Consider the following 24,688-nt stretch of genomic DNA (forward strand, 5'->3'; position numbering starts at 1 on the left):
AGTCTCGCTGCGGGATCGATGCAAACACGCCCGGGGCCGCCGCATTTTTTGCGCCCCTTCGATCTGAGAGATTGTCCAAATGCAACAAATTGTCATTTCTGGCGGCTTGCAGCATTTGGGTGATTCCCTGGCGCGGACAGATGGCTTAAAGTGCCGGAGCCTTTATCGGCACTCTCCGAGCCACTTCACCCAGAACAACATCATGAAAGCAACTCTCTCGCTCGCTGCCTGCGCCGTCGCGGCGGCACTGCTGGCCGGCTGTTCCGGTGGCATGCCCACCAATGTCGACGGCATGCTGAGCGCCGGCACCTCGCTGGCCAAGGCGGCCACGCTGTCGGACGCCGACGTCAAGAGCCTGTCGGACCAGGCCTGCGCCGAATCGGACAAGACCAACAAGATCGCCGCTGCCAACAGCACCTACAACAAGCGCCTGGTCAAGATCATGAGCGGGCTGAAGAACAGCGACGTGCCCAACGTCAATGCCAAGGTCTACCTGACCAAGGACGTCAACGCCTGGGCCATGGCCAATGGCTGCGTGCGCGTCTACAGCGGCCTGATGGACATGATGACCGACGACGAGGTGCGCGGCGTGTTGGGCCACGAACTGGGCCACGTGGCGCTGGGCCACACCAAGAAGGCCATGCAGGTGGCCTATACCGCCACCGCGGCGCGCGGCGCGGCGGCGTCGGCCGGCAATGGCGCGGTGGCGGCGCTGTCGCAATCGCAGCTGGGCGAACTGGGCGAGAAGCTGATCAACGCGCAGTTCTCGCAGTCGCAGGAAACCGCGGCCGACGACTATTCCTTCGACCTGCTGACCAAGAACAAGGCCAGCACCAAGGGCCTGGTCACTGCGTTCCAGAAGCTGGCCAAGCTCGACGGCGGCAAGTCCAGCATGTTCTCGTCGCACCCGGGCTCGGAAGACCGCGCCAAGCATATCGAGCAGCGCATCAGCAAGGCTTCGTAAGTCGCCCGTGCAAGCAAAAAACCGCCCGCACCGGTCATGCCGGTGCGGGCGGTTTTGCTTTGGCGCGCTGCGCCTTGGTTCAGCGGTAGACGATCACCGGAATGTCGGTATGCGTCAGGACCTTCTGCGTCTCGCTGCCGAGCAGCAGGCCCGACAGCCCGCGCCGGCCATGCGAGGCCATGAAGATGACGTCGCAGCCGTGGCGCTCCGCAGCGTCGATGATGCCGAGGTAGGGCACGGCAAAGGTCGACATGTCCGCGTCGAAGGTCACGCCGGCCGCAGTGGCCAGGTTCTCGACCTCTTTCAGATACAGCTTGGCCTGGTTCTCGATGCGGTCCTTGAACGCCTGCGGGGCCTCGACCACGATTTCGCTGAACGGCGTGTACGGGTATTCCTCCAGGCAGACATAGGCCGTGACGCGCGCGCCGATGGCCTTGGCGAGCTCCAGTCCGCCGTTGATGGCTTTCTTGGAGAGTTCCGAGCCGTCGGTGGGAAGCAGGATATGTTGGAACATGCGGGGCTCCTTTGCTGACTAGGGTCGGGGCAGGGCGGCGGCCCGCCGGTTCGCGGCAGGGCCGCGGCGCCGGGCAACGCCCGTCTTGAATCCATTGTAGTCAGTGTGCCGAGAAGGTCATTGCGTAATGTCAATGGCGTCCGGATGGATCCTCGGCACGCCCGCGGCCTGCCGCGGTTCAGTCCGCCAGCACTTCCGCCACGGGGAGCGCCGCGGCCTGCTCGGCCCGCCGCCAGTAGGACGGATTGCCGTAGGTGTTCTTAAGGTGGTCGATAAACAGCCGCACCCGCAGCGGCAAGTGCTTGCGCTGCGGAAACACCGCATGGATGCCGATCGGCGGCGCCTGGAACTCGTCCAGCACCGTCACCAGCCGTCCGCTGGCAATCTCGCTGCCGACTTCCCACCACGAGCGCCAGGCCAGCCCGTTGCCTTGCAGACACCACTCGTGCAGCACCGCGCCATCGCTGCATTCCATGGTGCCGCCCACCTTCACGGTCACGGCGCGGCCTTCTTCCTGGAACACCCAGCCGCGCTGCATGTTGGCGCTGGTGCCGAAGGCCAGGCAGTTATGGCGCTGCAGGTCCTCCGGCGCGTTCGGGCGCCCGGCGCGCGCCAGGTATTCCGGCGCGGCCACCACCACGCGGCGGGTTTCGGCCAGCCGGATCGACACCAGGCTGGAATCGGGCAGGTCGCCCAGGCGGATGGCGCAGTCGAAGCCTTCGTTGACCAGGTCGACCACGCGGTCGGACAGGTCCAGCGTGATCGACACGTCCGGGTGCGACTCGATAAACAGCGGCACCAGCGGCGCCACGTGCTTGCGCCCATAACCTGCGGGTGCGGTCACGCGCAGGTGGCCGCTGGCCTTGACGCCGCCGGCCGAGACGCTGGCTTCGGCGTTGTGCAGGTCGTTCAGGATGCGCTGGCAATCCTCCAGGAACGCCGAGCCCTCGAAGGTCAGGCTGATCTTGCGCGTGGTCCGCACCAGCAGCTTGACGCCCAGCCGCTCTTCCAGGGCATCGATGCGCCGGCCGATGATCGCGGGCGCCACGCCCTCGGCCGCGGCGGCGGCGGACAGGCTGCCGCGCGAGGCGACGGATACAAAGGTCTCCAGTTGTTTGAAATGGTCCACGAATGTTTCGCCTGAGTTGCACGGAAGGTCCCGCGGGGTGCCGCGCTGGCCACGCAAAGGGTGCCAAGGCGGGCCTTTGGTCACCAGTGAAGAGGATTTGGTGCGGAGTTTTGTTTTAGTCAGCCAAGATTAGTTGTGTAAAAGTAAAAGATCAAGTGACCGACGGCCACTTTGCCGCACTGCAGCGTCTCCCTACAATTCGATGCATTCAATGGTGTACAGAGCCACGCAGCTGTGGTCTGGCCGCCGCTCACGCAGTTGCCCCGTACCGTTGCAGTTGTCCAGGCTCCCATGAACAAGATCCGCGCCGTCGTCTTCGATGCTTATGGCACGCTGTTCGACGTGTATTCCGTCACCGCGCGCGCGGAGCAGCTGTTCCCGGGCCGCGGCGAAGCGCTGGCGCTGCTGTGGCGCGACCGCCAGATCGACTACACCCGCATCCGCACCATGGCCGCTCCCGACGGCGCGCACTACAAGCCGTTCTGGGCCATCACCGTGGACGCGCTGCGCTACGCCGCCGAGCGCCTGGGTCTGCCGCTGGACGAAGCCGCCGAGGCGCAACTGCTGAAGGAATACGCGTGCCTGTCGGCGTTCCCGGAAAACCTGGGTGCACTGAAGCGCCTGCGCAAGGCGGGGCTGCCGCTGGGCATCCTGTCCAACGGCAACGCGGAGATGCTCGACATCTCGGTCAAGAGCGCCGGCATGCACGGACTGTTCGACCACGTGCTGTCGGTCGATGCGGTGCGCCAGTACAAGACCGCGCCGGCCGCCTATGCGCTGGGGCCGCTGGCCTTCGGCCTGGAGGCGCAGGAGATGCTGTTCGTCTCGTCCAACGGCTGGGACGCCTGCGGCGCCACCTGGTACGGCTACACCACTTTCTGGATCAACCGTGCCGGCCATCCGGCGGAGCGGCTCGATGTCGCCCCCGCCGGCACCGGGCACGACATGAACGACCTGCTCGAATTCGTCCGCGCCCGTGGCGTGGCGGCATAGCAGGGCGCCCAACAACCAAAGCTATCGCTATCGTTTAACAGGAGAACACAGATGGCTATCACGCTGCCCGCGGGCATGAAGATTACCGGCGAAATCCTGCCGGCCTACGAAGATATCCTCACGCCGGAAGCCCTGGCCCTGGTAGACAAGCTGCACCGCGCCTTCGAGCCGCGCCGTCAGGAGCTGCTGGCCGCGCGCGTCGCGCGCGCCAAGCGCCTGGACGCCGGCGAGGTGCCCGACTTCCTGCCGGAAACCAAGAGCATCCGCGAAGGCGACTGGAAGGTTGCCCCGGTGCCCAAGGCGCTGGAATGCCGCCGCGTGGAAATCACCGGCCCGGTCGAAGCCAAGATGGTGATCAACGCCTTCAACTCGGGCGCTGACAGCTACATGACCGACTTCGAGGATTCCAACACCCCGAACTGGCACAACCAGCTGCAGGGCCAGGTCAACCTGAAGGCCGCCGTGCGCCGCACGCTGACCCTGGAATCCAAGGGCAAGCAGTACAAGCTGAACGACAAGATCGCCACGCTGCAGGTACGTCCGCGCGGCTGGCACCTGGACGAGAAGCACGTCACCATCGACGGCAAGCGCGTCTCGGGCGGCATCTTCGACTTCGCGCTGTTCCTGTTCCACAACGCCAAGGAACAGATCGCGCGCGGCGCCGGCCCGTTCTTCTACCTGCCGAAGATGGAAAGCCATCTGGAAGCGCGCCTGTGGAACGACATCTTCGTGATGGCGCAGAACGAAATCGGCCTGCCGCAGGGCACCATCAAGGCCACCGTGCTGATCGAGACCATCCTCGCCGCGTTCGAGATGGAAGAGATCCTGTATGAGCTGCGCGAGCACAGCGCGGGCCTGAACGCCGGCCGCTGGGACTACATCTTCTCGTGCATCAAGAAGTTCAAGAACGACAAGGACTTCTGCCTGGCCGACCGCGCCAAGGTCACCATGACCGCGCCGTTCATGCGCTCGTATGCGCTGCTGCTGCTCAAGACCTGCCACTCGCGCGGCGCCCCCGCCATCGGCGGCATGAGCGCGCTGATCCCGATCAAGAACGATCCGGAGAAGAACGCCATCGCCATGGAAGGCATCATCAGCGACAAGCGCCGCGATGCCACCGACGGCTACGACGGCGGCTGGGTGGCGCACCCGGGCCTGGTCGAGCCGGCCATGAAGGAATTCGTGGCGGTGCTGGGCGATAAGCCGAACCAGTTCGAGAAGCAGCGTCCGGACGTGCAGGTGAAGGGTGCCGACCTGCTGAACTTCCAGCCGGAAACGCCGATCACCGAGCACGGCCTGCGCATGAACATCAACGTCGGCATCCACTACCTGGGCGCCTGGCTGGCCGGCAACGGCTGCGTGCCGATCCACAACCTGATGGAAGACGCCGCCACCGCCGAGATCTCGCGCTCGCAGGTGTGGCAGTGGATCCGCTCGCCCAAGGGCAAGCTGGAAGACGGCACCAAGGTCACGGCCGAGCTGGTGCGCAAGCTGATCCCGGAAGAGCTGGCCAAGGTCAAGGAACTGGTTGGTGGCGACACCAGCACCTATGACCGCGCCGCCGAGATTTTCGAGCAGATGTCGACGTCGGAGGACTTTGCCGAGTTCCTGACGCTGCCGCTGTACGAAGAAGTCTGAGCAAGTCGGCACTTGCAGTCAGGAAAACCGCAGCTTCAGGCTGCGGTTTTTTTTTGCTTCGCCGCGCTCGGCCGCCGCATTAAGCCCGCCTTACATCTGTCATGCAGTGCAGCAATACAGCGTAAGTACTTGTAACTTAAGCGCCGAAGGCTGCACCTTTCTTGTCCTGACTTCAATACTTTTTGGGTTTATCCCTAGGGCCTGAATTGAAGTAAACACTCTAGGATGCGGGTTTCATGGTGCGCTGCAAGATTGGTGGCGCGGCACGGTCGGGACGACTTGTCGACGACCAAGTGCCAGCGCCGGCGCGCCATTCCGTCCCGATCCACCCACAGGAGATCTGCATGTCACCTTTTACGCCCGAACAATTTGCTGCGGCGCAGAAGTCCAACGTGAGCCATTTGTTCGCGCTGACGAACACGGCATTTGAAGGTTTCCAGAAGCTGACCGAGCTGAACCTGCAGACCCTCAGGACCACGCTCGCCGAAGGCCAGGAAAACGTCGAAGCGGTGCTGGCCGGCAAGGACTTGCGCGAAGTGTTCGCGGCCCAGGGCAACCAGGCCCAGCCGGCTGCCGAGAAGGCGGTGGCGTATGCGCGCCACGTGTATGAAATCGCCTCGAATACCCAGGCGCAGCTGAGCAAGGCGGTCGAAGCCCAGTACGAACAGCACAACCGCAACGTCCAGGCTTTCGTCGACACCTTCGTCAAGAATGCGCCGGCCGGTTCGGAGGCGCTGACCGCGCTGCTGCAGTCGGGCGTCGCCGCGGCCAGCAATACCTACCAGTCGTTCCAGGACGCCGCCAAGCAGACCGCCGAAGTCGCCAAGGCCAACTTTGCCAAGACCGCCGCGGCCGCCTCGGCCACGGCCGCGAACGCTACGCCGCGCGCCGCCAAGGCGTAACAGCACCGCGAACACAGCGCTGGCCCGGCCAGGCCGGAGCGCGCGCTGCACACAGATCGCAGGCATGCAGGCCCGGGAACCCAGCGTTCCCGGGCCCGTGGCACTGCGACACCATATCTTCCCGCCTCATCCATGCGCACCGGGACCCGGCACGGTCCGGCCCGGCATGGCCGCGCTTTGCCTGCGCGACGGTAGCGGGAACTTGCTCGGGGACTACCGGGGGAATGTCCCCTCCTGCAAGGCAGGGGTCTTTCAACTCACGAACGACGCAATCAGCATGACGAAGAGAATCGCATTGGTAACAGGTGGCATGGGTGGACTCGGCGAAGCCATCAGCATCCGGCTGCACGACGCCGGCCATGCCGTGGTGGTGACGCACTCGCCCGGCAATGCCAACGCCGGGGAGTGGCTGGCCTCGATGGCGGCCAGCGGCCGCGAGATGCGCGCCTATGAGGTCGACGTATCCGACTATGACGCCTGCCAGGCCTGCGCCGCGCGCATCCTGGCCGACGTCGGCCAGGTCGACATCCTGGTAAACAATGCCGGCATTACGCGCGACATGGCGTTCAAGAAGATGGACAAGCCGAACTGGGATGCGGTGATGCGGACCAATCTCGATTCGGTGTTCAATCTCACCAAGCCGCTGTGCGAGGGCATGGTCGAGCGCGGCTGGGGCCGCATCATCAATATCTCGTCGGTGAACGGCTCCAAGGGGGCGTTCGGCCAGACCAACTATGCCGCGGCCAAGGCCGGCATGCACGGCTTCACCAAGTCGCTGGCGCTGGAAGTGGCGCGCAAGGGCGTGACCGTCAACACGGTCTCGCCGGGCTACCTGGCCACCAGGATGGTCAACGCCGTGCCCAGGGAGATCATGGAGACCAAGATCCTGCCGCAGATCCCGGTGGGCCGCGTCGGCAAGCCGGAGGAAGTGGCCGCACTGATCGCCTACCTGTGCTCCGAGGACGCGGCCTATGTGACCGGCTCCAATATCGCCATCAACGGCGGGCAGCACATGCAGTAAGGAAGACGGTGCCAGGATCCCGGCAAGGGTCCTGGCCCGCTTCCGTCCATGCTTCCCATGTCGCAAGCGCGCCGGCCCGGCGTCGGCCGCCGGCTATCGCTGCGTTCCGCCGCAGGCCGGATTCTTGTCCATACTGAAGCTTGGCCGGCGGAGCGCCTCACCTCCGCCGCGAACCAACGCATTGGGAGGGAATCGTGTTCAAGCACATCTTGCTGGCCACCGATGGCTCGGAACTTTCAAGGATGGCGATGGAAGCGGCGATCGGCTTTGTCAAGGCCGATGGCGCCAGGCTGACTGCCTATACCTGCATGGAGGAGTATCCCTACCTGGCATCGGGCGACGCCGGCCATCCCAGGCGCAAGGCCTTCGAAGAGCAGGAAGCCGAACGGGCCAGGGCGCGGCTGGAAGAGGTGGTTGCCGCCGCCAGGGCGGCGGGCGTACCCTGCGCCACCGACATGACGGCAACCGTTCCCTACAAGGGCATCATCGACGCGGCGGCAAGGCACGAGTGTGATGTGATCTTCATGGCGTCGCACGGCCGCAGAGGCCTGGATGCCTTGCTGGTCGGCAGTGAAACGCAGAAGGTGCTGACCCACTGCCGGGTTCCCGTGCTGGTCTACCGCTGATGGCGCGGGAGCAGGGCGCAGGCGCGCGCTGCGGGCCTGCGGCTGGACTTCACCCACAGGGAGGTGCTGCCATGGCGGACATCGAACAGGACAAGGTTGTCGGCGTCCTCAACCGGATCCTCGAGGCCGAGCTCGCCGGTGTGGTGCGCTACACGCACTATTCGTTCCTGATCTTCGGCTTCGGGCGCATCCCGATCTTGTCGTGGCTGCGCGAGCAGGCCAACGAGTCGCTGCTGCATGCGCAGCAGGCCGGCGAATGGATCACCACTCTTGGCGCTTATCCCTCGCTCGGCATCGGCGAGCTGCTGGACGCCCACACCCAGGATATCGGCGCGATCCTGCGCGAGTCGCTGGCCACGGAGCAGGAGGCGCTGGCGTTGTACCGAGAACTGCTCGGCCTGGTCGAGGGCCGCTCCGTTGCGCTGGAGGAGTATGCGCGGCAGTTGATCCAGCTCGAAGAGCTGCATGCAGGCGAGGTCGAGAAGATGCTGCGCAAGCCGGGCGCGCCAATGATGCCGGATCCGGCCAGGCGCGCCGACCCGGGATAGGGCCGACATGGCATGGCGGCCTGTTGCCGGCCCGCTCACTTGCTGCCATCGCGCGCATCCCCGCCGATCGCATCGACGATGATCATGGTGCGGTCCAGCACCCCGCGCTCGTCGAAGTACGCGCTGAAGTGCGCCGGCTGGAACGCGCCGGCGTAGAGCCGGTACGACCACGCCTCGCGTTTCATCATCGGGTAGTACTCGACCGGCTCGCGCGGCAGGCCGAAGTGCTCGGCCACGTCCTGCTTGGTCCACACGCCCGGGCGGGCGGCGTAGATTTCCTTCTCGGTCAGCATCTGGCGGAAGCTGGTCAGCTTGCCGCCGGCGTCGAAGTCGGCGGCATACACTTCGAAGCCCAGCGGCTGCTTGGAATAGATCCAGCGGCTGGTGCCGTTGGCGAGCGGGTAGGTTTCGGAAGGCGCGCCGAAGGTATCGCGCACGGCGCTCTGCGGGCTGCCGATCATTTTCTGCGCGGTCTGCACGGGCTGCAGCGTTGCGCAGGCACACAGCAGGGTCGCCGCGGTGGCGGCCAGCCAGACGGACAGGCGATGGCGCATGGTGGGTCTCCGGTAAGCACTGCGGATGGGGACCTGTTCAGCATAGCGCAACGCATCCGGGCGCGTGCAGCCGCTGCCGCCGCGGTGCCCGTTACCAGCCGAATCGGTACTCCTTTGCCGGATGCAGGCGCCAGCTGCCGTCGCCCGGCAGCTCCAGCACCTGGTGGTGGTACTTCAGCAGCGTGGGCCGGTGGCTGACGCTGACCAGCGTCGCCTGCAAGCCGCCCAGCAACTGGTACAAGGCCTCTTCGTTGCTGATGTCGAGGGCGCTGGTGGCCTCGTCCAGCATCACATAGCGCGGCCTTGCCAGCAGCACGCGCGCGATGGTCAGGCGCTGCTGCTCGCCCAGCGACAGCACCTTGCTCCAGTCCACTTCCGTGTCGAGGCCGCCGAAGCGGCCGGCAATGTCGCGCAGGTTGACGGTATCCAGCAATTGCAGCAGCTCGTCGTCTGCGACCTGCCGGCCGACATGGTTGGGATAGAGCAGCTGGCTGCGCAGGCTGCCGACCACCATGTACGGATGCTGTGGCAGGAACAGCATGTCCTGCGGCGCCGGCCGCACGATGCGGCCGGTGCCGCTGTTCCACAGCCCCGCGATCGCGCGCATCAGCGAACTCTTGCCGCCGCCGCTGGCGCCGACGATCAGCAGTCCCTCGCCGGGATTGATCGACACGCTCAGGTCGGTGACCAGTGTGCGCTCCTGGTTGGGCGTCTGCAGCGTGACATGTTCCAGCGCGAGCCGCGAGTCCTGGCGGGACTCGATGGTGGAGGCAGCCCGCGGCGCGGTAGTTTTTTTCCCGGTCAGGGTGCTGGAGAACGTGTCCAGGCGGTCGAGCCCGGCCACGAACCGGCTCAGGTCTTCAAAGTTGTCGACGATCACCGTCAGCGCGTTCAGCACGGCGGCGAAGGCGCCCGCGGCGCGGATCGCGCTGCCGACCTCGAGCTCGCCGTCCAGCACGCGCGAGGCCACGATCGCGCTGGGCAGCAGGATGGTCAGGAAGCCATAGCCATACTGGAACATGTTCAGCCCCAGCTGCCACCGGATCAGCCGCTCGAAATTCTGGAACGCCTTGCCGAAGCGCCCGCGCACATGGGATGACTCCTGCGGCTCGCCGCGATAGAAGGCAATCGATTCGGCGTTCTCGCGCACGCGGATCAGGCTGAAGCGGAAGTCGGCCTCGCGCTTGAGCTGGTAAAAATTCAGGCCGATCAGCACCCGCCCGAAACAGGCGATCGAGACAAAGGTGCCGGCAATCGCGTACACCACCAGGAAATAGACCAGCTCCCTGGAGATCATCCACAGCACCGCGCTGAACGCAATCAGCTGCAGCAGCGCGCCGATGCCGATCGACAGGAAGAACAGCGACTGCCGCGTAAAGGTGTTGATGTCCTCGGAAATGCGCTGGTCGGGATTGTCGATGCCGGCATCCGCATTGAGCTTGTAGAAAATGCGGTTCTTGAAATATCCGTCCAGGTAATGGTGGGTCATCCAGCGCCGCCAGTGCAGGCCCAGCGTGTTGCGAATGTAGTAATAGACCGCGTAGACGGGAATGGCGACGATCAGGATGTACAGGCAGGTGCGGATCGAGGCCCAGAAGCGCTCGGCGTCGCGCGCCGCCAGCGCCGAGGTGAATTCGCCGGTCTGCTCGTTGATCAGCACCTCGGCCTGGGTCTGGCCCAGCAGCAGCAGGATCAGCACCAGCAGCAGGCCGCCGGCCTTCCATCGCTCCTGCGAGACCCAGTAGGGTTTGGCAATCACCCAATAGCGGGTCCAGACGTGCCGCGTCGACGTGGCGGGGCGTTTGCCGGGGGGCGTAGTGCTGTCGGCCACCTGAGGCTCGGGCACGGCGCTCATAATCCACCTCCGGGGTGAGCGGATTTCATTATCGTCACATCGCGGCACGGCTTCGGGCGTGGACCACGGCGCGGCGGAAAATGACTATTGAAATATAGGCCAGCAAAATCGATGCCCGGCGCTTTTGCGCGCCCTCCGGGCACGGCGAGCCTATGCGCAAGGGTTCGGCCCGCCGCCGGCTGCCGCGGCCGCGGCTGCGCATGGTGGAAACCCGGGCGTGTCCCCGGCCTGAACACTCACTAAGATGAAAGACCCGCCGCCGGTGCGGCGCACAACGATAACGCGGAGACTTCATCTATGGATCGTCGACAGTTCCTGGGCGCCGCCGCACTTGCGGTGGCCGCCGGCGTGGCGCCGCACGCGCTGGCCCAGCAGTGGCCCGCGCGCGCCATCCGGCTGGTGGTGGCCTATCCGCCGGGCGGCGGCACCGACGTGGTGGCGCGACTGTTCGCCGACTACCTCGCGCGCGTGGTCGGACAGTCGGTGGTGGTGGAGAACAAGCCCGGCGGTGCCACCATTCCCGCCACGCAGGACGTGATCCGCGCGAAGAACGACGGCCAGACCCTGCTGGTGACGCTGGGCTCTTCGGCCACCTCGGGCGCGCATATCAACCGCGTTCCCTACGATCCCTTGACCGACCTGACCGCGCTCGCCGAACTCGGCCGCGCGCCGGTGCTGCTGGCCGCCAACAAGGACGCGCCGTACAACACGCTGAAGGAACTGGTCGCCTACGCCAAGGCGAATCCGGGCAAGCCGATCCACTCGGCCTCGTACGGTCCGGGCACGTCGTCGCACTTCGGCCCGCTGCTGTTCAACCGGCTCGCCGGCACCAATCTCGAACCGGTGCTGTACAAGGGTTCCGCGCCCGCCACGCAGGATCTGGTGGGCGGCGTGGTGCCGCTGATGATCGACGGCCTGACCACCGGCGTGCCGCTGTACCAGGCCGGCAAGACCAAGGTGCTGGCCACCACCATCCCGGAACGCTCCGAGCTCGCGCCCGGCGCGCCCACGTTCCGCGAACTGGGCTACCCCGAGATGGAGCAGCTCAGCGGCTATTTCGCGCTGTTTGGCCCCAAGGCCATGCCCCGCGAGACGGTGGAGGCGGTCTCCGCCGCGGTGCGCAAGGTGCTGGCCGATCCCGCCTACCAGAAGCGGCTGGCGGGCGTGGGCGTGCTGCCGCCGCAGGCGGTCACGCCCGATGCGTTTGCCGCGCAGGTCCGCGCCGACCACGCGCGCTGGGGGCAGTTCATCAAGGACATCGGCTTCAAGATCGAGGGAAGCTGAACTCCCTGCGCTTCAAGCGTCGTCTTGCTGGCTGGCCTGTGCCCGGGTGCGCGCCGGCGCTTTTTTCTTCGCCTTGCCCTGGTTGAATGCGATCGCGGCGCGGACCAGGGCCTTGAGCGCGCGCGCATCGATCTTGTCGCCCTCGGCGAGGTCGATCGCGCGCCATTTGCTGCCGCCCAGGCCGGCGTTGAAAAGGTGGTCCGGGTCGGGCAGGCTGGCGCCGTTGGTAAAGGTAACCTTTACCTTGGCCTTGTGGGCGTTGGCGACGGCGATCATGCCGTCGCGCGACCATACCGGGCTGCCCATCCATTTCCATTCCTCGACGATGCCGCTGTCGGCGGCGAGGATGGCCTTGCGCAGGCTGGCCAGGGTCTGGCCGCGCCAGTCGGCCAGGCCCGCGATCAACTGGTCGATCTGTTCAGATGGCTGCATCGATGCTCGTTCCTCAAGGTTCTGGCTGACCGGCTTATCATAGCCGCTCAGTGCGGTCTCGCCGACCAGCGTCAACCAGGGGAGTTCAGCCATGGCCAACAGCACGTCCCGGATCCCTGCAAGGAGCGCGCGCAAGCCCCCGCAGAAAGCCGTCGCCGGGCCCGCCACTGGCACGCCGGTGCTGCTGGCAGGCGGCAATCCGCAGATTCCGAAAGGCGACGGCGATGCGCCGGTGCAAGCCTATCTGGCGGCGATGCCGGGCTGGAAGCAGGACGCGGGCCGGCGCCTGGACGCCCTGGTCGAGCGCAGCGTGCCCGATGTGAACAAGGCGGTGCGCTGGAATTCGCCGTTCTATGGCAGGCAGGGGCAGGGCTGGTTTCTCAGCTTCCATTGCATGACCCGCTACATCAAGGTGGCGTTTTTCCGCGGCATGTCGCTGGATCCGGTGCCGCCGGTCGAATCCCGGGACAAGGACACGCGCTATTTCCATATCCACGAAGGCGAGGCCTTCGACGAGGCGCTGCTGGCGCACTGGATCCGGCAGGCCGCGGCGCTGCCGGGGTGGAAGCCTTAGCCAGGTGCCGCGCGCCCCGCGCATGCCGAAGCGCTTCCCCCGAACGGGGCGTTCCATGGCAGCGGAATTCGCATACCCTCGCAAGCTTCATTGGCCGGCGGCCAGTTGCCGCACGGCCGCGTCTTCACGATCGCACCCGCGACGGGCGCGCATCCTGCCGGAGATTGCATGAAGGTAGATCCGCTTCGTGACTGGCAATATGCCGAGACCGTCCTGAACGCGCGCACGCCGCAGGAAGTGGCACAGGTGGCACTGCGCGCGGCCCGGGCCATGGGCTTCAACCACCATGCCTACGTCATGAAGCAGCCCGCGCTCGGCTCGCACGACGACAACGACTTCGTCTGCTTCCACGATTTTTCGGCGGACTGGGCGCGGGCGCGCTACGAGCCGCTGCGCGCGAAGCGGCACGAGGATGGCGACGCCCGCGTGGCGCACGTGCGCGCGGGCATGCCGGCGACGTCGTGGAATGCGCTGGGCGAGGTCGACCACACGCGTCGCGATATCGGACAGAGCGCGCGCAAGCTGCTGCGCAGCGCGGGCGAGCACGGGCTCAACGCAGGCCTGACCATTCCGCTATGGACACCCGGCATCGACTGGGCCTTCATGACGCTGACCACCGATGCCACCTCCGACCTGCGCGCGCTGCGCACCACGCTGGCACCGATGAGCTACTTTGCGCACTGCCTGCATTCGGCGCTGCGGCGGCTGCAAGGCGAGGCCGCGCGCCCGGCGCTGAGCCGGCGCCAGCGCGAGATCCTGCACTGGGCGGCGATCGGCAAGACCACATGGGAGATCTCCAGCATCCTCGGCATCAGCGAGAGCACCGTCTACTTCCACCTCAACGTTGCCGCCGGCAAGCTCAATACGCGCGGGCGCCAGGCCACCTGCGCGCGCGCGGTGGCGCTGGGGCTGCTGTCGATCTGACACCAATGCGGCGTTGACCGGGCGGCCGGCGGTTAACGCGGAGCAGCCCCGGGGCAACACCTTCCCCCGGGGCTTGCAGTCGGCGCGACGACCGCGCGTCAGTTGGCCGGCGTGTAATAGCGGCCGGCGATACGGGTGCCGGCATCGCTCCACTGGTTCCAGACCAGCGCCGCATTGCCTTTCTCGTTCACCGCCAGCGCGGGAATCGCGGCGGTGTCGCCGTAGCTCTCGCCCAGCGCGGCGGTGCCCCAGCCGGTGCCGGCGACATAGCGGTTGGTCCACAGGTCGGCCACGCTGCTGCCGTCGGGCGCCTGGGTCCAGGCGACAAAGCCATTGCCGGCGCCGTCCAGGCCAACCGTCGGCAGGCTCGGCGTGCGCGTGCTGGCACTCAGCAGCACGGTCTCGCTGCCCCAGGCGCCGTTGGCCGGGGCCACGCTGGCCACCAGCGTGTTGTCGTTGCGGCCCCAGGCCACCATGGCGTCGCCGCGCGCATTGACCGACAGACGCGCCTTGCTGATGAAGGCCTCGGCCACCGGCGGCGCCACCGCGACGGGGTTCTGCCAGGCCGAGGTAAACCGCCGCGCGTACAGCGTGCTTGCCACGGTGCCGTTGGCGACATCGGATTGTCCCCATACCAGCGTGGCATTGCCGCTGCCGTCCATGGCGATGGCGGGATAGCCGAGCGAGCGGTCGATGCTGTCGTCGCGCACCAGCTCGCTGGGCGCGTCCCAGCTGCCGCCGCTGAAGCGGCTGGTCCAGATGCCGTTGCTGGCCAGGTCGGTCAGTTCCCACACGGCAATCGCCTCGCCCGAAGGGGCCACGGCAACCTGCGGGCGCAGGTTCTGGATGCCGGCGTCATTGGGTGTCGCGAACATCGATTCCGTGCCCCAGCCGCTGGCGGGGGTGTAGCGGTTCGCGACGATCTTGAACGGGCCGAACTGGCCGTCGCGCTGGCTCCACACCGCGACCGCGTTGCCGCTGGTGTCCATGCCGACCTGCGGCTGCCCGGCCAGCCCGGCGCCGGTCTCGATGCGCGCCAGCGTGCCCCAGCCGGCGGCCGGATCGAAGGGCCTGGCCCAGATGTCGTAGGCGCCCGCGCTGGTCAGCTGCGCCCACACCACCATGGCGCGGCCGCTGGCGCGGTCCATCGCGATCTGCGGGCCGTCGGTGGCTCCCGCGGCGTCGTTTTCCAGCGCCACCGGCGCGCTCCAGCCGGAACCCGGCACATAGCGGCTCGCCAGCACGCTTTCGTTGGCGGTACCCGCATCGAGCTGCATCCAGACCGCGACGGCATTGCCCGCGGCATCGATGGCGACGTTGACAGTGCCCGCGCCGGCCTCGGTAAAGGGCGCCGGATCGGTCCAGCCCGCCGGCGTGGGCGTGCCGGGGTTGCCCGGACCAGGGTTGCCGGGGTTGCCCGGCGTTCCGGGGGTACCCGGGGTGCCTGGGTTGCCGGGGTTGGGTTGCGGTGTCGTGCTGTTATCGTCCCCGCCGCACGCGGACAGCGCCGCGCAAATCGCCATCAGCAAAATCGTCTTACGCATTGAGTCTTCCCTTTCGGATCTTGTTCTTCAACGATCAATTCGCGGCCGGGGCCGGCATGGCGGCGCTGTGGAGGCCGCAGCGGGCGCGACGCCTGGGGCTGGCGCGAATTGCCACGGGCGAGAATAGGGAAAGGCGGGCAGGGTGGCGCGCCGACCCTGTGGGATTCCACAGGGTGGCTGCAATACGCGCCGGTGGTCCACGGTCATGCGGGGCCGCCTTGTGGCCTATATTGAAGTCCTGCGCGGCATGGGCATCGGCATTGCCTGTCGTAGCCCGAGCGACCGCGGGACCAGGGAGCGCGCCATGAAGATCGCCGGCATCGAAGCCATCGCCCTGCGCATTCCGTTCACGGTCGGCGGCGTGTCGGCCGCGGGCGTCTGGGGCGGGGCCGGCATGCAGGCCGCCGATTCGCTGCTGCTCAAGGTGAGCACCGATGACGGCCTGGTCGGCTGGGGCGAAACTTTCGGCTTTGTCGGCGTTCCCGCGGCCCGGGCGGCGATCGAGCAGATGCTGGCGCCGGCCTGCATCGGCCGTGACGCGAGCCAGATCGATGCGATCGGCCTCGACCTGCAGCGCAGCTTCCATGTGTTCGGGCGCAGCGGGCCCTTGTTCTACGGGCTGTCGGCGCTCGATATCGCGCTGTGGGACCTGTGCGGCAAGGCGGCGGGACTACCCGTCTACCGGCTGCTGGGCGGGGCGCGGCGCGAGCAGCTGCCGGCCTACGCCAGCCTGATCCGCTATGCCGATGCCGAAGCGATCGCGGTCAACGTCAGGCGCGCCATCGCCGATGGCTACCGCAGCCTGAAGCTGCATGAAGTCGACCTGGCCGTGATCCGCGCTGCGCGCGCGGCCGCGGGCCCGGATATCGAGATCACGCTGGATACGAATTGCCCGTGGACGCTGCACGAGGCCATCGATATGGCCCGCGCCCTGCAGCCCTTGTCGCTAAGGTGGCTGGAAGAGCCGCTGTGGCCGCCCGAGAACTACGCCGGACTCGCGGCGCTGCGCCGGCAATGCGCGATTCCGCTCGCCGCCGGCGAGAATGCGACCACGCTGATGGAATTCGAGCACCTGCTTGGCATCGGTGCCGTCGATGTGGTGCAGCCGAGCCCGGCCAAGATGGGCGGCATCAGCGCCCTGCGCGATGTCTTTGCCCTGGCCAGGGCGCACAACGCGCAGGTGATGGTCCATACCTTCTACGACGGCCCCGGACTGCTGGCGGCCATGCATGCCACCGCGGCGCTGGGCGATGCCGACGCCATGATCGAATGGCGCTACTTCGACATGGCCGCGCAAGTGCTGGGCGATGCCGTGGTGCCGCGCGACGGCATGATCGCGCTGCCCGCCGGCCCGGGCCTGGGCCTCGACCCGGATCCGGAAGTGATCCGGCGCTACCGCGTCGGCTGACGCCGGCGCTCAGAAGTCGACCTTCTCTCCGGGCTGCGGCACGATCACGCTTGCCGCGGCACCAGTACCGAGCGCCGCCTTGAATTGCTCTGGCGTGCCGCTCGCTTGCGGCGAGGTCTGGTAGTGGATCGGGATGGCGAAGCGCGGCCGGATCAGGTCGCGCACGGCGATCGCGGCATCCTGCGGTCCCATGGTGGAATGCCCGCCGATCGGGATCAGCACCAGATCCGGCTTGTAGATCTCGCCGATCAGGCGCATGTCGCCGAACAGCCCGGTATCGCCCATGTGCCAGATGCGGAAGCCGTTCTCCAGTTCGATGATGTAGCCCACCGGCTCGCCGCCGTAGTGGGTCTCGTCCTTGCCGGTGGCCGGGTTCTTCAGCGCCAGTTCCGACGAGTGTTCCGCATGCACCGCCGTGATCTTCGGGCCCGCCGGGCCAAACGGCATCACCGTGCCGCTCTTGCCGAAGCGCTGCACCTGCGCCTCCGGGACCAGGCCGAGACTGACCAGCGCCCGGCCCAGGCCGCCGCCGTTGTACACCGGCGCGTTGGTCAGCCGGGCCAGCGCGGGGGTGTCGCCGAGGTGGTCGTTGTGGGCATGCGTGACCAGGATCAGGTCGACCTTGCCGAGCGCGGGCAGCTGTTTGAAGCCGGGCGGGGTCTTCGGATTGTTGGTCAGCCACGGGTCGATCACGATGACCTTGCCGCCCGGCGTGGTGATGCGCGTGGCGGCCTGGCCCAGCCACAGTACTTCGGCCTTGCCCGCGGTGGGCTGGCCGGGCGCTACCGGGCGCGGGGCGTCCGCCGGCGGCGTGGGCGCGGCACAGGCGCCGAGCAGGGCGGTGAGCGTGATGACGGCGGCGAGCATCCTCGCAAGGTGTCTGAGCATGTCCTTCCTCCGTGAGTGGATCGATGCCGGACCGATACCGGATCCATATGCAACGCAGCGGGCTAGCGCACAAACATGCCGAGGCCCTCATGGTCGTAGAACTCCAGCCAGACGCGGTCGCTGGAAAACGCGGCCTGCGAGATCGTGCCCGGCATGGCGTTTTCATTGGCGAGCGTGAAGGTGAAGATATCGCCGTCCCAGTGGCTCAGCGGCAGCACCAGCGGCGTCGCGCCCAGCGTCATCACCAGCGTGCCGCCCTGGTCGGCGACCTGCAGCGGACCATAGTAGTCATTGCGGTAGGTGCCGGTGTAGGCCGACAGCGCGCGCGCCGGCAGCGGATTGGCCGGGCGCGGCTGTCCCACCAGCCGGCCTTCCGGCTCCAGCAGCGGTGCCAGCGCATCGCCGTAGAGCTTGCCCCAGTCGCGGCGGATGGCGCCGAATTGCGCCAGGTCGAAGAACTGGGCGCTCAGGGTTTCCGGCACGCCGATGGGCTGCGCGTTGGTCAGCGTCACGATGGCCAGGTTGAGTTCCGGTACCGCCATGAAGCTGGTGGCGACGCCAAGGGCGAAGGCGCCGGAGTGGTTGAGCGAGGTCAGGCCCAGTTCGGTGGTGCCGACATTGAAGCCATAGCCATAGTAGCCGGCAGGGCGCTCGCCTGCGGGCGGGTTGCTCTGCATTTGCGGACTTATCGCGGGCGCCAGCGCGGCGGCATCGACCACCCGCTGCCCGCCGAACTCGCCCTTGGCGAGCAGCATCGTCAGCCATTTCGCCATGTCGTTGACCGACGCACTGACGCCGCCCGCCGCCGATTGCGCATCGGGCATCCGCGTCGATCCCTGCACCCAGTTGCCGTTGACCCGCACGTGACCGAGCGCGCGGTTGTCGCGCGCGGCATAGTCGGCAAAGCGCGAACTGGTGCGCGTCATGCCCAGCGGCTGGTACAGCGCCTGTTCCGACAGCGTGGCCCAGTCGGTGTCGGCGGCGACGGCAACCGCTTCGGCGGCGGCGGTCATGCCGAAGTTGGTGTACGCGTAGACCGCGCGGAACGGATGCAGCGGCATGAAGCGCAGGCGCGTCAGCACTTGCTGGCGGTCGTAGCCCATGTCCTCGAGACGGTCGCCGGCGTGGTCCGGCAGGCCGGAGCGGTGGGCGTAGAGATCGCCGATGGTGACGGCCGCCGACACCTCGGCATCGGCCAGCGTGAACCAGGGCAGGTGCGTGCGCACCGGCGTATCCCAGCTGATGCCGCCGCGCCCGACCTGGCGCGCGACTACCGTGGCGCCGATGGATTTCGACACCGAGGCCAGCTGGAACACGGTGTCGGCATCGACCGGCGCGGGATCGGTCACCAGCCGGCGCCCAAAGCCCTTGGCGTAAGCAGTCTGGTTGCCGCGCACCACCGCGACGGCCATGCCGGGTACGCGTGAACTCGCCATCAGGTCCGCAACCAGCTGGTCCAGTTGCGCGATGGCCTGGGTGATCTGCGCCGGAGGAACCGGCTCGGGTGGCGTGGGCTTGGGCGGTTCGTCGTCGTCGCCGCCGCACGCCGGCAGCGCGGGGACCAGCAGGCCGCCCAGCGCGGCTCCCAGGAAACGGCGACGCTCTTGCAGTTTGCCCACGGTAGTTCTCCGTTATGACGCGGAACAGGCGTGGCCGGGCCGTGGCCTGTGGATGGAACTACTGTATGCGATCGGTAGCCCGGAGGCGAAGGAGAGAGAGGTTTCGACGCTGCAAAAGCAAAAGGCCCGCACTGTCGTGCGGGCCTTTGCCTGAAACTCTGGTGCCCAGGAGAGGACTCGGTCACGCATGCGCGACCCCGGCTGCGCTTGCAAGCGCAGCCCTTCTCGTCCTCGCGAAAAGCGCTCAAGCGCTTTTCTTCCTGGGCGGAAAAGAAAAAAGGTCTGCATGCGCAGACCTTTTTTAAATTGTGGTGCCCAGGAGAGGACTCGAACCTCCACAGTGTTGCCACCGCTAGGACCTGAACCTAGTGCGTCTACCAATTCCGCCACCTGGGCAGGTGGTGAGCCGCGAATTCTACCGAAGGCGGCGGAATTTGCAAGCCCTTGCGCGGGCGCCGTGTAAAAAAACTTTAACGACCGTGCTCAGCAGCGATCGCGGCGCGCGTCGGCAATCAGAACGACGGCACCATCGCGCCCTTGTACTGCGCCTTCATGAACTGGCGCACGTCTTCCGACTGGTACGCGGCCACCAGCTTCTTGACCCACGGCTTGTCCTTGTCCTGGGTGCGCACCACGATGATGTTGGCGTACGGGCTGTGGATGTCTTCCAGCGCGATCGCGTCCCTGGTCGGCTGCAGGCCGGCGGCAAGCGCGTAGTTGGTGTTGATCACGGCGGCGCCGACATCGGGCAGCGCGCGCGCCAGCTGGGCCGCGTCCAGTTCGACGAGCTTCAGCTTCTTGGGGTTCTCGGCCACGTCCAGCGGCGTGGCATTGGAACCGTTGGTGCCGGCGCCGGCCTTCAGCTTGATCACGCCTTGCGCCTGCAGCAGCAGCAGCGCGCGGTTTTCATTGGAGGGGTCGTTGGGCACCGCCACCTTGGCGCCCTGCGGCAGGTCCTTGGGTGACTTCAGGTTCTTCGAGTAGATGCCCAGCGGCGAGATATAGGTGTAGCCCACGCTCTGCATCTTGTAGCCGCGCTGCTTCACCTGGCTGTCCAGGTACGGCTGGTGCTGGAAGCTGTTGGCGTCCAGGTCGCCGGCGTCGAGCGCGGCGTTGGGCTGCACGTAGTCGTTGAACTCGACCACCTTCACGTTCAGGCCATTGCGCTTGGCCACCTTCTGGACCACTTGCCAGACTTCGGCGTCCGGCCCGCTGACCGTGCCGACACGGATGGTCTGTTCCTGGGCCCCGGCACTGCCGGCGGCGATAAAACCCACGGCGGATACAGCTGCCGCCAGACGCTTGATGAAAGACGTGCGCATAGGAATGGTGAAGATCTTGTTGTGATGTGGCGAGTGAGAGGCAATCGCAGGGGCAGGGATCGCCTGTCCGGAGCGAGGGCACAGATTAACGCAATTGCGTCCGGATGGCGCGGCGCGGACGATTCTGGCGTCTATTTCTTTTTCATAAGCTTATGAAGCCAGCCAGCGGCCGCGGGCCGGCATTTAATGCCCCGGCGCCGCGGCTCAGTCCGCAAACAATTCGCGCAAGGTACGCAAGGTGTCTGCCACGGTCCGGTCGCTGAGGCCGCCCGCGCGCCTCACCAGCCGCGACTTGTCGACGGTGCGCAGCTGGTCCAGCAGGATCAGGCCGGTCTTGCGCTGGAACGTCACCGGTATGCGAAACGGTGCCGGCCGGCTGCCGGTGGTCATCGGCGCGACCGTCACCGTGCGCAGGTAGTCGTGCATCTCGGGCGGCGACAGGATGACGCAGGGGCGCGTCTTCTCGATCTCGCTGCCGACGGTGGGATCGAGCGCGACCAGCCAGACATCGCCACGCGCTACCATTTCAGCTCCGCGTCGTCGGCGTTGGGCAGCTCGCCCAGCACCAGGGTGTCGTCGCCGTCCGCGGCGATCTGCCGGCTGGCTTCGGCCCAGCCTTGCCGCGGTGCCTGCCGCGGCCGGCGCAGCACCAGCGTGTCATTCACGATTTCCATTTCCACTTCATTCTCCAGACCCAGCTGTGCCAGGATTGCCTTGGGAATCAGGACTCCTTGCGAGTTGCCCATCTTGCGGATCGTTGCCTTCATGTCTTGTTGCTCATGGTGTAGCCAGTTACTGGCGTCAGCACAATGTTATTACACCGCGGGCATCAAGGAAACAGGCAGGCACGACGCTGCATGGAAATGTGACATCCCGGCGCAGCCGGCAACAGGCGAATGGTCCGAAAACGCCCGCGCCACGCGGTACGCCCGAATCAGTTGGCGACCGCTCCGTAGCCCTGGCCCTTCCATTCGATAAAACACAGCCCGTGCCCGAACGGGTCCGACAGCGTGGCCTGCCGGCCCCAGGCGAATTCCTGGGGCCAGTCCTCGATCTCGGCGCCGGCCTCGAGCGCGCGTTCGATGGCCTGCTCGAGGTCGGCGACGACGAAATCGAGGTGAACCGGGGTCCAGTGGCGGCGATAGTCGCGCCGGGTCGCGGCGCGCGTGGTCGGGCGCGTGCCCGCGGGCTTGGCGAGCAGGTAGATCGGGGCATTGCCGCCCAGCATTTCGGCGACGGAACCGTCGAACAGCTTGCGGTTCAGGCGCAATCCCAGCCCTTGCGCGTAGAAGTCGATGCCACGCGCCAGGTCGTCGACATCGATATTGATCAGCAACTCCATCACAGCCTCCTGCAGCGTTCCGTGTGAAAGCGGCCGCATTGTGCGCCGGGTCTCCTGACAGCTGCTGTCAGGAGTGATGTTTCAGCCGGGCGCGGCGTTCACGCGGGGGCTCCAGCCGACGCGAGTCTGGCCGATATCCGAGAGGCCCAGGGTCGGCACAATGTTGCAGTGCGCAGACAAAAAGGTCTCGCGAATACGCGGAGACTTCATAATATCGACTTATCGCAAATGGGAGAGTGAAGTTGCGTTTTGAGCACTTGGTGGAGATCAATGATCCGGGCAACCCGCAGCTGGAACCGCTGACGGCCGAGCAGGTGTGGCAGGGCCTGGTGCTGCGCGCCGAATCTCCCGAGCTTTTCGTGCTGGGCCTGGACCGCGCCGAAGTGGTGGGCCGCGGCGACAACTGGATCGACCGGGTGCTGCATTTCGGCGAGGCTTCGATCGAGGATCACGTGGTCTACGAGCCGCGCCGTCTGGTGCGCTATGAGACCGCGGCCACCGCCGAGCATGCCGGCGGCACGCTGACCATGGCGATCGAGACCCCGGGTCCGGGCGCGCTGCTGCTGCGCTTTATTTACGACACCACCATGCCGGCCGTCGACGCCAGCGGCGACGACCGCTACGCCGAAATCGTCAAGTCCGCGTACCACGCGGCCGACATCGACACCGTCCGCAAGATCCGCGAGATCGCCGACACCGGGCGGCTGGGGTGAGCGAGGGCCCCGCCACGCCGGAAGGTTCCGGCCAGCGGTCGGATCTGCCGACCCGGCAGTCGCTGCGCGAGCGCTATGGCGAACGGCTGCGCTGGCTGGTGCTGGCGACGCTGATGCTGGGCACGATCTCGTCGATCGTCTCGTCCACCATCGTCAATGTGGCGATTCCCGACCTGAGCCGGCATTTCGTGCTGGGGCAGGAGCGCGCGCAATGGGTCGCGGCCAGCTTCATGATCGCGATGACCATGTCGATGCTGCTGACCCCCTGGCTGCTGAATCGCTACGGGCTGCGGCGCACCTTCCTGGGCGCGTCGCTGCTGCTCGGCGCGGGCGGGCTGGTGGGCGGTTTCTCGCCCACCTACGGCGTGATGATCGCCATGCGCGTGGCCGAGGGCGTCGCAGCGGGCATCATGCAGCCGCTGCCCAATATCCTGATCCTGCGCGTGTTTGAAGAGCGCGAGCAGGGCAAGGCGATCAGCCTGTTCGGCTTCGGCGTGGTGCTGGCGCCGGCGCTGGGGCCCAGCCTGGGCGGCTTCCTGGTCGAGGCCTTCGGCTGGCGCTCGATCTTCTTCGTGGTGGTGCCGCTGACGCTGCTGGCCGTGCTGATGGCGCGCCGCTTCATGGCGGTGGACTCGATCATGATGGGCGAGCGCCAGCCGCTGGACTGGCGCGGGCTGGGCCTGGCCGGCATCGCCACTGTCAGCCTGCTCAACGGCGTGGTCGAGATGCGCGAGAGCGTCGCCGCGGGCCTGGCGCTGACGGGCTTCGGCGTGCTGATGCTGGCGGCCTTCGTGATGTGGCAGCTGCGCGCGGCGTACCCGCTGATGAATATGCGGCTGTACAGCTACCGGCAGTTCGCGGCCGGGGCGGTGGTGGCCTTCATCTATGGCGCGGGCCTGTTCGGCTCGACCTACCTGTTGCCGGTCTATATGCAGATGGCGCTGGAATACACCCCGTCGCGCGCCGGCCTGGTGCTGTTCCCGGCGGGCGTGATGCTGGCGCTGACGATTGCGGCGGCGGGGCGCTTCACGCACCGGATCCCGCCGCATGTGCAGGTGTCGTTCGGGCTGGCGCTGCTGTCGTTGTCGTTCCTGCTGATGGCGCTGGGCTCGCGCGCGACGCCCTACCTGGTGCTGGTGGCGCTGGCGGTGCTGGGGCGGATCGGCCTGGGCTGCATCCTGCCATCGCTGACGCTGGGCGCGATGCGCGGCGTGGACTTCACGCTGATCGCGCAGGGTTCCAGCTGCATCAACTTCCTGCGGCAACTGGGCGGCGCCATCGGCGTGAGCCTGGCGGGGGTGGGGCTGCAGTGGCGCCTGGCCGAGCATGGCGCACTGCTGGGCCAGCTCGGCGACAGCGCGCTCCAGGCGGCGCGCATCCGCGCCTTCGACGAGACCTTCCTCGCGGTGGGCGTGGTGATCGCCAGCGCGATGCTGGCGGCCTGGCGCATCCGGCCGCGTCCGGCGCCGGCGGCCTGAAGCCGGCCGCGCCGGAATGGTTCAGCTGGCGGCGCCGCTGCGCAGTTCTTCCACCAGCGCGATGTACTGCTCCATCGCCTGTTCGCGCGCGGTGCCGCGCAGCGCTTCCCACGCCTCGAACTTGTAGCGGCCGACGAAATCGGTCATGCCGGGCTTGTCGCCGTGCGCATCGCCCTCGCTGCCTTGCTTGAACAGCGCGTACAGGCGCAGCAGGGACATATTGCTGGGGCGCTCGCTCAGTTGCTTGACGTCGATCTGGGCCTGTTCGAAGCGTGCCTGCAGGTCGCTCATGGGGGTTCCTCCGTGTGGACTGTCTTGGATTGCGAAAATGCAGTCCGATGATAGCCGCCCCGCGCGGGCGCGCCGTCCGTATAAAACCGAAGAAGCCCTCGATTCCGGGCCCAACGGCTACAATC

26 protein-coding genes and 1 tRNA gene are annotated in these 24,688 nt (G+C 66.9%); 13 read left to right on the forward strand and 14 right to left on the reverse strand.

The genetic code is table 11. The annotated features are described in order from the left end of the window. Window positions 1-202: 202 nt before the first annotated feature. Window positions 203-964, forward strand: coding sequence for a metalloprotease LoiP (gene loiP / locus AC3FMM_RS07150; protein WP_326346927.1), 762 nt, complete (start codon window positions 203-205; stop codon window positions 962-964). Between the two features lie 79 nt (window positions 965-1,043). Here the strand turns inward: loiP and AC3FMM_RS07155 are convergent, their stop codons facing one another. Together AC3FMM_RS07155 and AC3FMM_RS07160 are read right to left on the reverse strand one after the other, a co-directional pair. Further along, window positions 1,044-1,478 carry a universal stress protein gene (locus tag AC3FMM_RS07155; RefSeq protein ID WP_012353026.1) on the reverse strand — a complete coding sequence of 145 codons (435 nt, stop codon included), beginning with the start codon at window positions 1,476-1,478 and terminating at the stop codon, window positions 1,044-1,046. Between the two features lie 178 nt (window positions 1,479-1,656). After that, window positions 1,657-2,607: a LysR family transcriptional regulator gene (locus AC3FMM_RS07160; protein ID WP_115709818.1), complete on the reverse strand. Its 951-nt coding sequence runs from the start codon at window positions 2,605-2,607 to the stop codon at window positions 1,657-1,659. Between the two features lie 291 nt (window positions 2,608-2,898). Here AC3FMM_RS07160 and AC3FMM_RS07165 point away from each other — a divergent pair, with 291 nt between their 5' ends. The 6 genes from AC3FMM_RS07165 (at window position 2,899) to AC3FMM_RS07190 (ending at window position 8,335) form a co-directional block, all read left to right on the forward strand. Then, window positions 2,899-3,600, forward strand: coding sequence for a haloacid dehalogenase type II (locus tag AC3FMM_RS07165; RefSeq protein WP_018007656.1), 702 nt, complete (start codon window positions 2,899-2,901; stop codon window positions 3,598-3,600). A gap of 51 nt (window positions 3,601-3,651) precedes the next feature. Continuing rightward, on the forward strand, window positions 3,652-5,238 hold the full coding sequence (gene aceB, locus AC3FMM_RS07170; protein WP_414247500.1) for a malate synthase A: 1,587 nt from the start codon (window positions 3,652-3,654) through the stop codon (window positions 5,236-5,238). 344 nt (window positions 5,239-5,582) lie between these two features. After that, a complete protein-coding gene (gene phaP3, locus AC3FMM_RS07175) occupies window positions 5,583-6,140 on the forward strand; it encodes a TIGR01841 family phasin PhaP3 (protein WP_115709813.1) in 558 nt (185 codons plus the stop codon). Window positions 6,141-6,417: 277 nt separating this feature from the next. Further along, window positions 6,418-7,161 (forward strand): acetoacetyl-CoA reductase, encoded by a 744-nt coding sequence (gene phbB / locus AC3FMM_RS07180; RefSeq protein WP_115709811.1) that lies wholly within the window; start codon window positions 6,418-6,420, stop codon window positions 7,159-7,161. Window positions 7,162-7,355: 194 nt separating this feature from the next. Next, complete coding sequence (locus AC3FMM_RS07185; RefSeq protein WP_115709809.1) at window positions 7,356-7,787, forward strand: universal stress protein; 432 nt, start codon at window positions 7,356-7,358, stop codon at window positions 7,785-7,787. 71 nt (window positions 7,788-7,858) lie between these two features. After that, complete coding sequence (locus tag AC3FMM_RS07190; RefSeq protein WP_488686341.1) at window positions 7,859-8,335, forward strand: ferritin-like domain-containing protein; 477 nt, start codon at window positions 7,859-7,861, stop codon at window positions 8,333-8,335. A 35-nt stretch (window positions 8,336-8,370) separates the two neighbouring features. Here AC3FMM_RS07190 and AC3FMM_RS07195 read toward each other — a convergent pair whose 3' ends face one another. Both AC3FMM_RS07195 and AC3FMM_RS07200 read right to left on the reverse strand, forming a co-directional pair. After that, entirely contained in the window at window positions 8,371-8,889 is a 519-nt protein-coding gene (locus AC3FMM_RS07195) for a hypothetical protein (RefSeq protein ID WP_115709807.1), read from the reverse strand. Window positions 8,890-8,980: 91 nt separating this feature from the next. Next, window positions 8,981-10,744 carry an ABC transporter ATP-binding protein/permease gene (locus AC3FMM_RS07200; RefSeq protein ID WP_414247499.1) on the reverse strand — a complete coding sequence of 588 codons (1,764 nt, stop codon included), beginning with the start codon at window positions 10,742-10,744 and terminating at the stop codon, window positions 8,981-8,983. A gap of 297 nt (window positions 10,745-11,041) precedes the next feature. Here AC3FMM_RS07200 and AC3FMM_RS07205 point away from each other — a divergent pair, with 297 nt between their 5' ends. Beyond that, complete coding sequence (locus AC3FMM_RS07205) at window positions 11,042-12,028, forward strand: Bug family tripartite tricarboxylate transporter substrate binding protein (RefSeq protein ID WP_488686342.1); 987 nt, start codon at window positions 11,042-11,044, stop codon at window positions 12,026-12,028. Between the two features lie 12 nt (window positions 12,029-12,040). Here the strand turns inward: AC3FMM_RS07205 and AC3FMM_RS07210 are convergent, their stop codons facing one another. Continuing rightward, on the reverse strand, window positions 12,041-12,460 hold the full coding sequence (locus tag AC3FMM_RS07210) for a DUF1801 domain-containing protein (RefSeq protein WP_116313274.1): 420 nt from the start codon (window positions 12,458-12,460) through the stop codon (window positions 12,041-12,043). 91 nt (window positions 12,461-12,551) lie between these two features. On the opposite strand from AC3FMM_RS07210, the gene AC3FMM_RS07215 reads away from it, so the two are divergent. After that, window positions 12,552-13,034 (forward strand): DUF1801 domain-containing protein, encoded by a 483-nt coding sequence (locus tag AC3FMM_RS07215; RefSeq protein WP_414247498.1) that lies wholly within the window; start codon window positions 12,552-12,554, stop codon window positions 13,032-13,034. A 168-nt stretch (window positions 13,035-13,202) separates the two neighbouring features. Further along, window positions 13,203-13,958, forward strand: coding sequence for a helix-turn-helix transcriptional regulator (locus tag AC3FMM_RS07220; protein ID WP_473704334.1), 756 nt, complete (start codon window positions 13,203-13,205; stop codon window positions 13,956-13,958). A 98-nt stretch (window positions 13,959-14,056) separates the two neighbouring features. Here AC3FMM_RS07220 and AC3FMM_RS07225 read toward each other — a convergent pair whose 3' ends face one another. Further along, on the reverse strand, window positions 14,057-15,502 hold the full coding sequence (locus AC3FMM_RS07225) for a hypothetical protein (protein WP_488686343.1): 1,446 nt from the start codon (window positions 15,500-15,502) through the stop codon (window positions 14,057-14,059). Between the two features lie 304 nt (window positions 15,503-15,806). On the opposite strand from AC3FMM_RS07225, the gene AC3FMM_RS07230 reads away from it, so the two are divergent. Beyond that, window positions 15,807-16,910 (forward strand): mandelate racemase/muconate lactonizing enzyme family protein, encoded by a 1,104-nt coding sequence (locus AC3FMM_RS07230; protein WP_115680417.1) that lies wholly within the window; start codon window positions 15,807-15,809, stop codon window positions 16,908-16,910. A gap of 9 nt (window positions 16,911-16,919) precedes the next feature. On the opposite strand, the gene AC3FMM_RS07235 is transcribed toward AC3FMM_RS07230, so the two are convergent. From AC3FMM_RS07235 to AC3FMM_RS07265, 7 genes are all read right to left on the reverse strand, one after another. After that, entirely contained in the window at window positions 16,920-17,798 is an 879-nt protein-coding gene (locus AC3FMM_RS07235) for a metal-dependent hydrolase (protein WP_326346924.1), read from the reverse strand. A 62-nt stretch (window positions 17,799-17,860) separates the two neighbouring features. After that, a complete protein-coding gene (locus tag AC3FMM_RS07240; RefSeq protein ID WP_488686344.1) occupies window positions 17,861-19,417 on the reverse strand; it encodes a serine hydrolase in 1,557 nt (518 codons plus the stop codon). 309 nt (window positions 19,418-19,726) lie between these two features. Further along, a tRNA-Leu gene (locus AC3FMM_RS07245) sits at window positions 19,727-19,813 on the reverse strand. Between the two features lie 116 nt (window positions 19,814-19,929). Next, window positions 19,930-20,739 (reverse strand): MetQ/NlpA family ABC transporter substrate-binding protein, encoded by an 810-nt coding sequence (locus AC3FMM_RS07250; protein ID WP_115709788.1) that lies wholly within the window; start codon window positions 20,737-20,739, stop codon window positions 19,930-19,932. A gap of 204 nt (window positions 20,740-20,943) precedes the next feature. After that, the gene (locus AC3FMM_RS07255; protein WP_488686345.1) at window positions 20,944-21,264 is read right to left on the reverse strand and encodes a type II toxin-antitoxin system PemK/MazF family toxin; all 321 of its coding nucleotides are present in this window, start codon (window positions 21,262-21,264) and stop codon (window positions 20,944-20,946) included. Further along, the gene (locus tag AC3FMM_RS07260) at window positions 21,258-21,506 is read right to left on the reverse strand and encodes an AbrB/MazE/SpoVT family DNA-binding domain-containing protein (protein WP_025584520.1); all 249 of its coding nucleotides are present in this window, start codon (window positions 21,504-21,506) and stop codon (window positions 21,258-21,260) included. Before AC3FMM_RS07260 ends, AC3FMM_RS07255 begins: the two co-directional genes overlap by 7 nt. Window positions 21,507-21,673: 167 nt before the next feature. After that, window positions 21,674-22,081, reverse strand: coding sequence for a VOC family protein (locus AC3FMM_RS07265; RefSeq protein WP_115709786.1), 408 nt, complete (start codon window positions 22,079-22,081; stop codon window positions 21,674-21,676). A 242-nt stretch (window positions 22,082-22,323) separates the two neighbouring features. Here AC3FMM_RS07265 and AC3FMM_RS07270 point away from each other — a divergent pair, with 242 nt between their 5' ends. Both AC3FMM_RS07270 and AC3FMM_RS07275 read left to right on the forward strand, forming a co-directional pair. Beyond that, window positions 22,324-22,794, forward strand: a complete 471-nt coding sequence (locus AC3FMM_RS07270) for an SRPBCC family protein (RefSeq protein WP_115661942.1) — start codon at window positions 22,324-22,326, stop codon at window positions 22,792-22,794. Next, window positions 22,791-24,272, forward strand: a complete 1,482-nt coding sequence (locus AC3FMM_RS07275; protein ID WP_488686346.1) for a DHA2 family efflux MFS transporter permease subunit — start codon at window positions 22,791-22,793, stop codon at window positions 24,270-24,272. The genes AC3FMM_RS07270 and AC3FMM_RS07275 overlap by 4 nt, the downstream gene beginning before the upstream one ends. 21 nt (window positions 24,273-24,293) lie before the next feature. Here AC3FMM_RS07275 and AC3FMM_RS07280 read toward each other — a convergent pair whose 3' ends face one another. Further along, a complete protein-coding gene (locus AC3FMM_RS07280) occupies window positions 24,294-24,563 on the reverse strand; it encodes an acyl-CoA-binding protein (protein WP_012353003.1) in 270 nt (89 codons plus the stop codon). Window positions 24,564-24,688: the final 125 nt, after the last annotated feature.

The sequence above is a fragment of the Cupriavidus sp. 207A1 genome (assembly GCF_057798955.1).

Bases quoted from the DNA above. Each gene is read 5' to 3' on its own strand.
- loiP (WP_326346927.1), top strand. From the start codon at position 203: ATGAAAGCAACTCTCTCGCTCGCTGCCTGCGCCGTCGCGGCGGCACTG.
- AC3FMM_RS07155 (WP_012353026.1), bottom strand. From the start codon at position 1,478: ATGTTCCAACATATCCTGCTTCCCACCGACGGCTCGGAACTCTCCAAG.
- AC3FMM_RS07165 (WP_018007656.1), top strand. From the start codon at position 2,899: ATGAACAAGATCCGCGCCGTCGTCTTCGATGCTTATGGCACGCTGTTC.
- aceB (WP_414247500.1), top strand. From the start codon at position 3,652: ATGGCTATCACGCTGCCCGCGGGCATGAAGATTACCGGCGAAATCCTG.
- phaP3 (WP_115709813.1), top strand. From the start codon at position 5,583: ATGTCACCTTTTACGCCCGAACAATTTGCTGCGGCGCAGAAGTCCAAC.
- phbB (WP_115709811.1), top strand. From the start codon at position 6,418: ATGACGAAGAGAATCGCATTGGTAACAGGTGGCATGGGTGGACTCGGC.
- AC3FMM_RS07190 (WP_488686341.1), top strand. From the start codon at position 7,859: ATGGCGGACATCGAACAGGACAAGGTTGTCGGCGTCCTCAACCGGATC.
- AC3FMM_RS07195 (WP_115709807.1), bottom strand. From the start codon at position 8,889: ATGCGCCATCGCCTGTCCGTCTGGCTGGCCGCCACCGCGGCGACCCTG.
- AC3FMM_RS07200 (WP_414247499.1), bottom strand. From the start codon at position 10,744: ATGAGCGCCGTGCCCGAGCCTCAGGTGGCCGACAGCACTACGCCCCCC.
- AC3FMM_RS07205 (WP_488686342.1), top strand. From the start codon at position 11,042: ATGGATCGTCGACAGTTCCTGGGCGCCGCCGCACTTGCGGTGGCCGCC.
- AC3FMM_RS07210 (WP_116313274.1), bottom strand. From the start codon at position 12,460: ATGCAGCCATCTGAACAGATCGACCAGTTGATCGCGGGCCTGGCCGAC.
- AC3FMM_RS07215 (WP_414247498.1), top strand. From the start codon at position 12,552: ATGGCCAACAGCACGTCCCGGATCCCTGCAAGGAGCGCGCGCAAGCCC.
- AC3FMM_RS07220 (WP_473704334.1), top strand. From the start codon at position 13,203: ATGAAGGTAGATCCGCTTCGTGACTGGCAATATGCCGAGACCGTCCTG.
- AC3FMM_RS07225 (WP_488686343.1), bottom strand. From the start codon at position 15,502: ATGCGTAAGACGATTTTGCTGATGGCGATTTGCGCGGCGCTGTCCGCG.
- AC3FMM_RS07230 (WP_115680417.1), top strand. From the start codon at position 15,807: ATGAAGATCGCCGGCATCGAAGCCATCGCCCTGCGCATTCCGTTCACG.
- AC3FMM_RS07235 (WP_326346924.1), bottom strand. From the start codon at position 17,798: ATGCTCAGACACCTTGCGAGGATGCTCGCCGCCGTCATCACGCTCACC.
- AC3FMM_RS07250 (WP_115709788.1), bottom strand. From the start codon at position 20,739: ATGCGCACGTCTTTCATCAAGCGTCTGGCGGCAGCTGTATCCGCCGTG.
- AC3FMM_RS07255 (WP_488686345.1), bottom strand. From the start codon at position 21,264: ATGGTAGCGCGTGGCGATGTCTGGCTGGTCGCGCTCGATCCCACCGTC.
- AC3FMM_RS07260 (WP_025584520.1), bottom strand. From the start codon at position 21,506: ATGAAGGCAACGATCCGCAAGATGGGCAACTCGCAAGGAGTCCTGATT.
- AC3FMM_RS07265 (WP_115709786.1), bottom strand. From the start codon at position 22,081: ATGGAGTTGCTGATCAATATCGATGTCGACGACCTGGCGCGTGGCATC.
- AC3FMM_RS07280 (WP_012353003.1), bottom strand. From the start codon at position 24,563: ATGAGCGACCTGCAGGCACGCTTCGAACAGGCCCAGATCGACGTCAAG.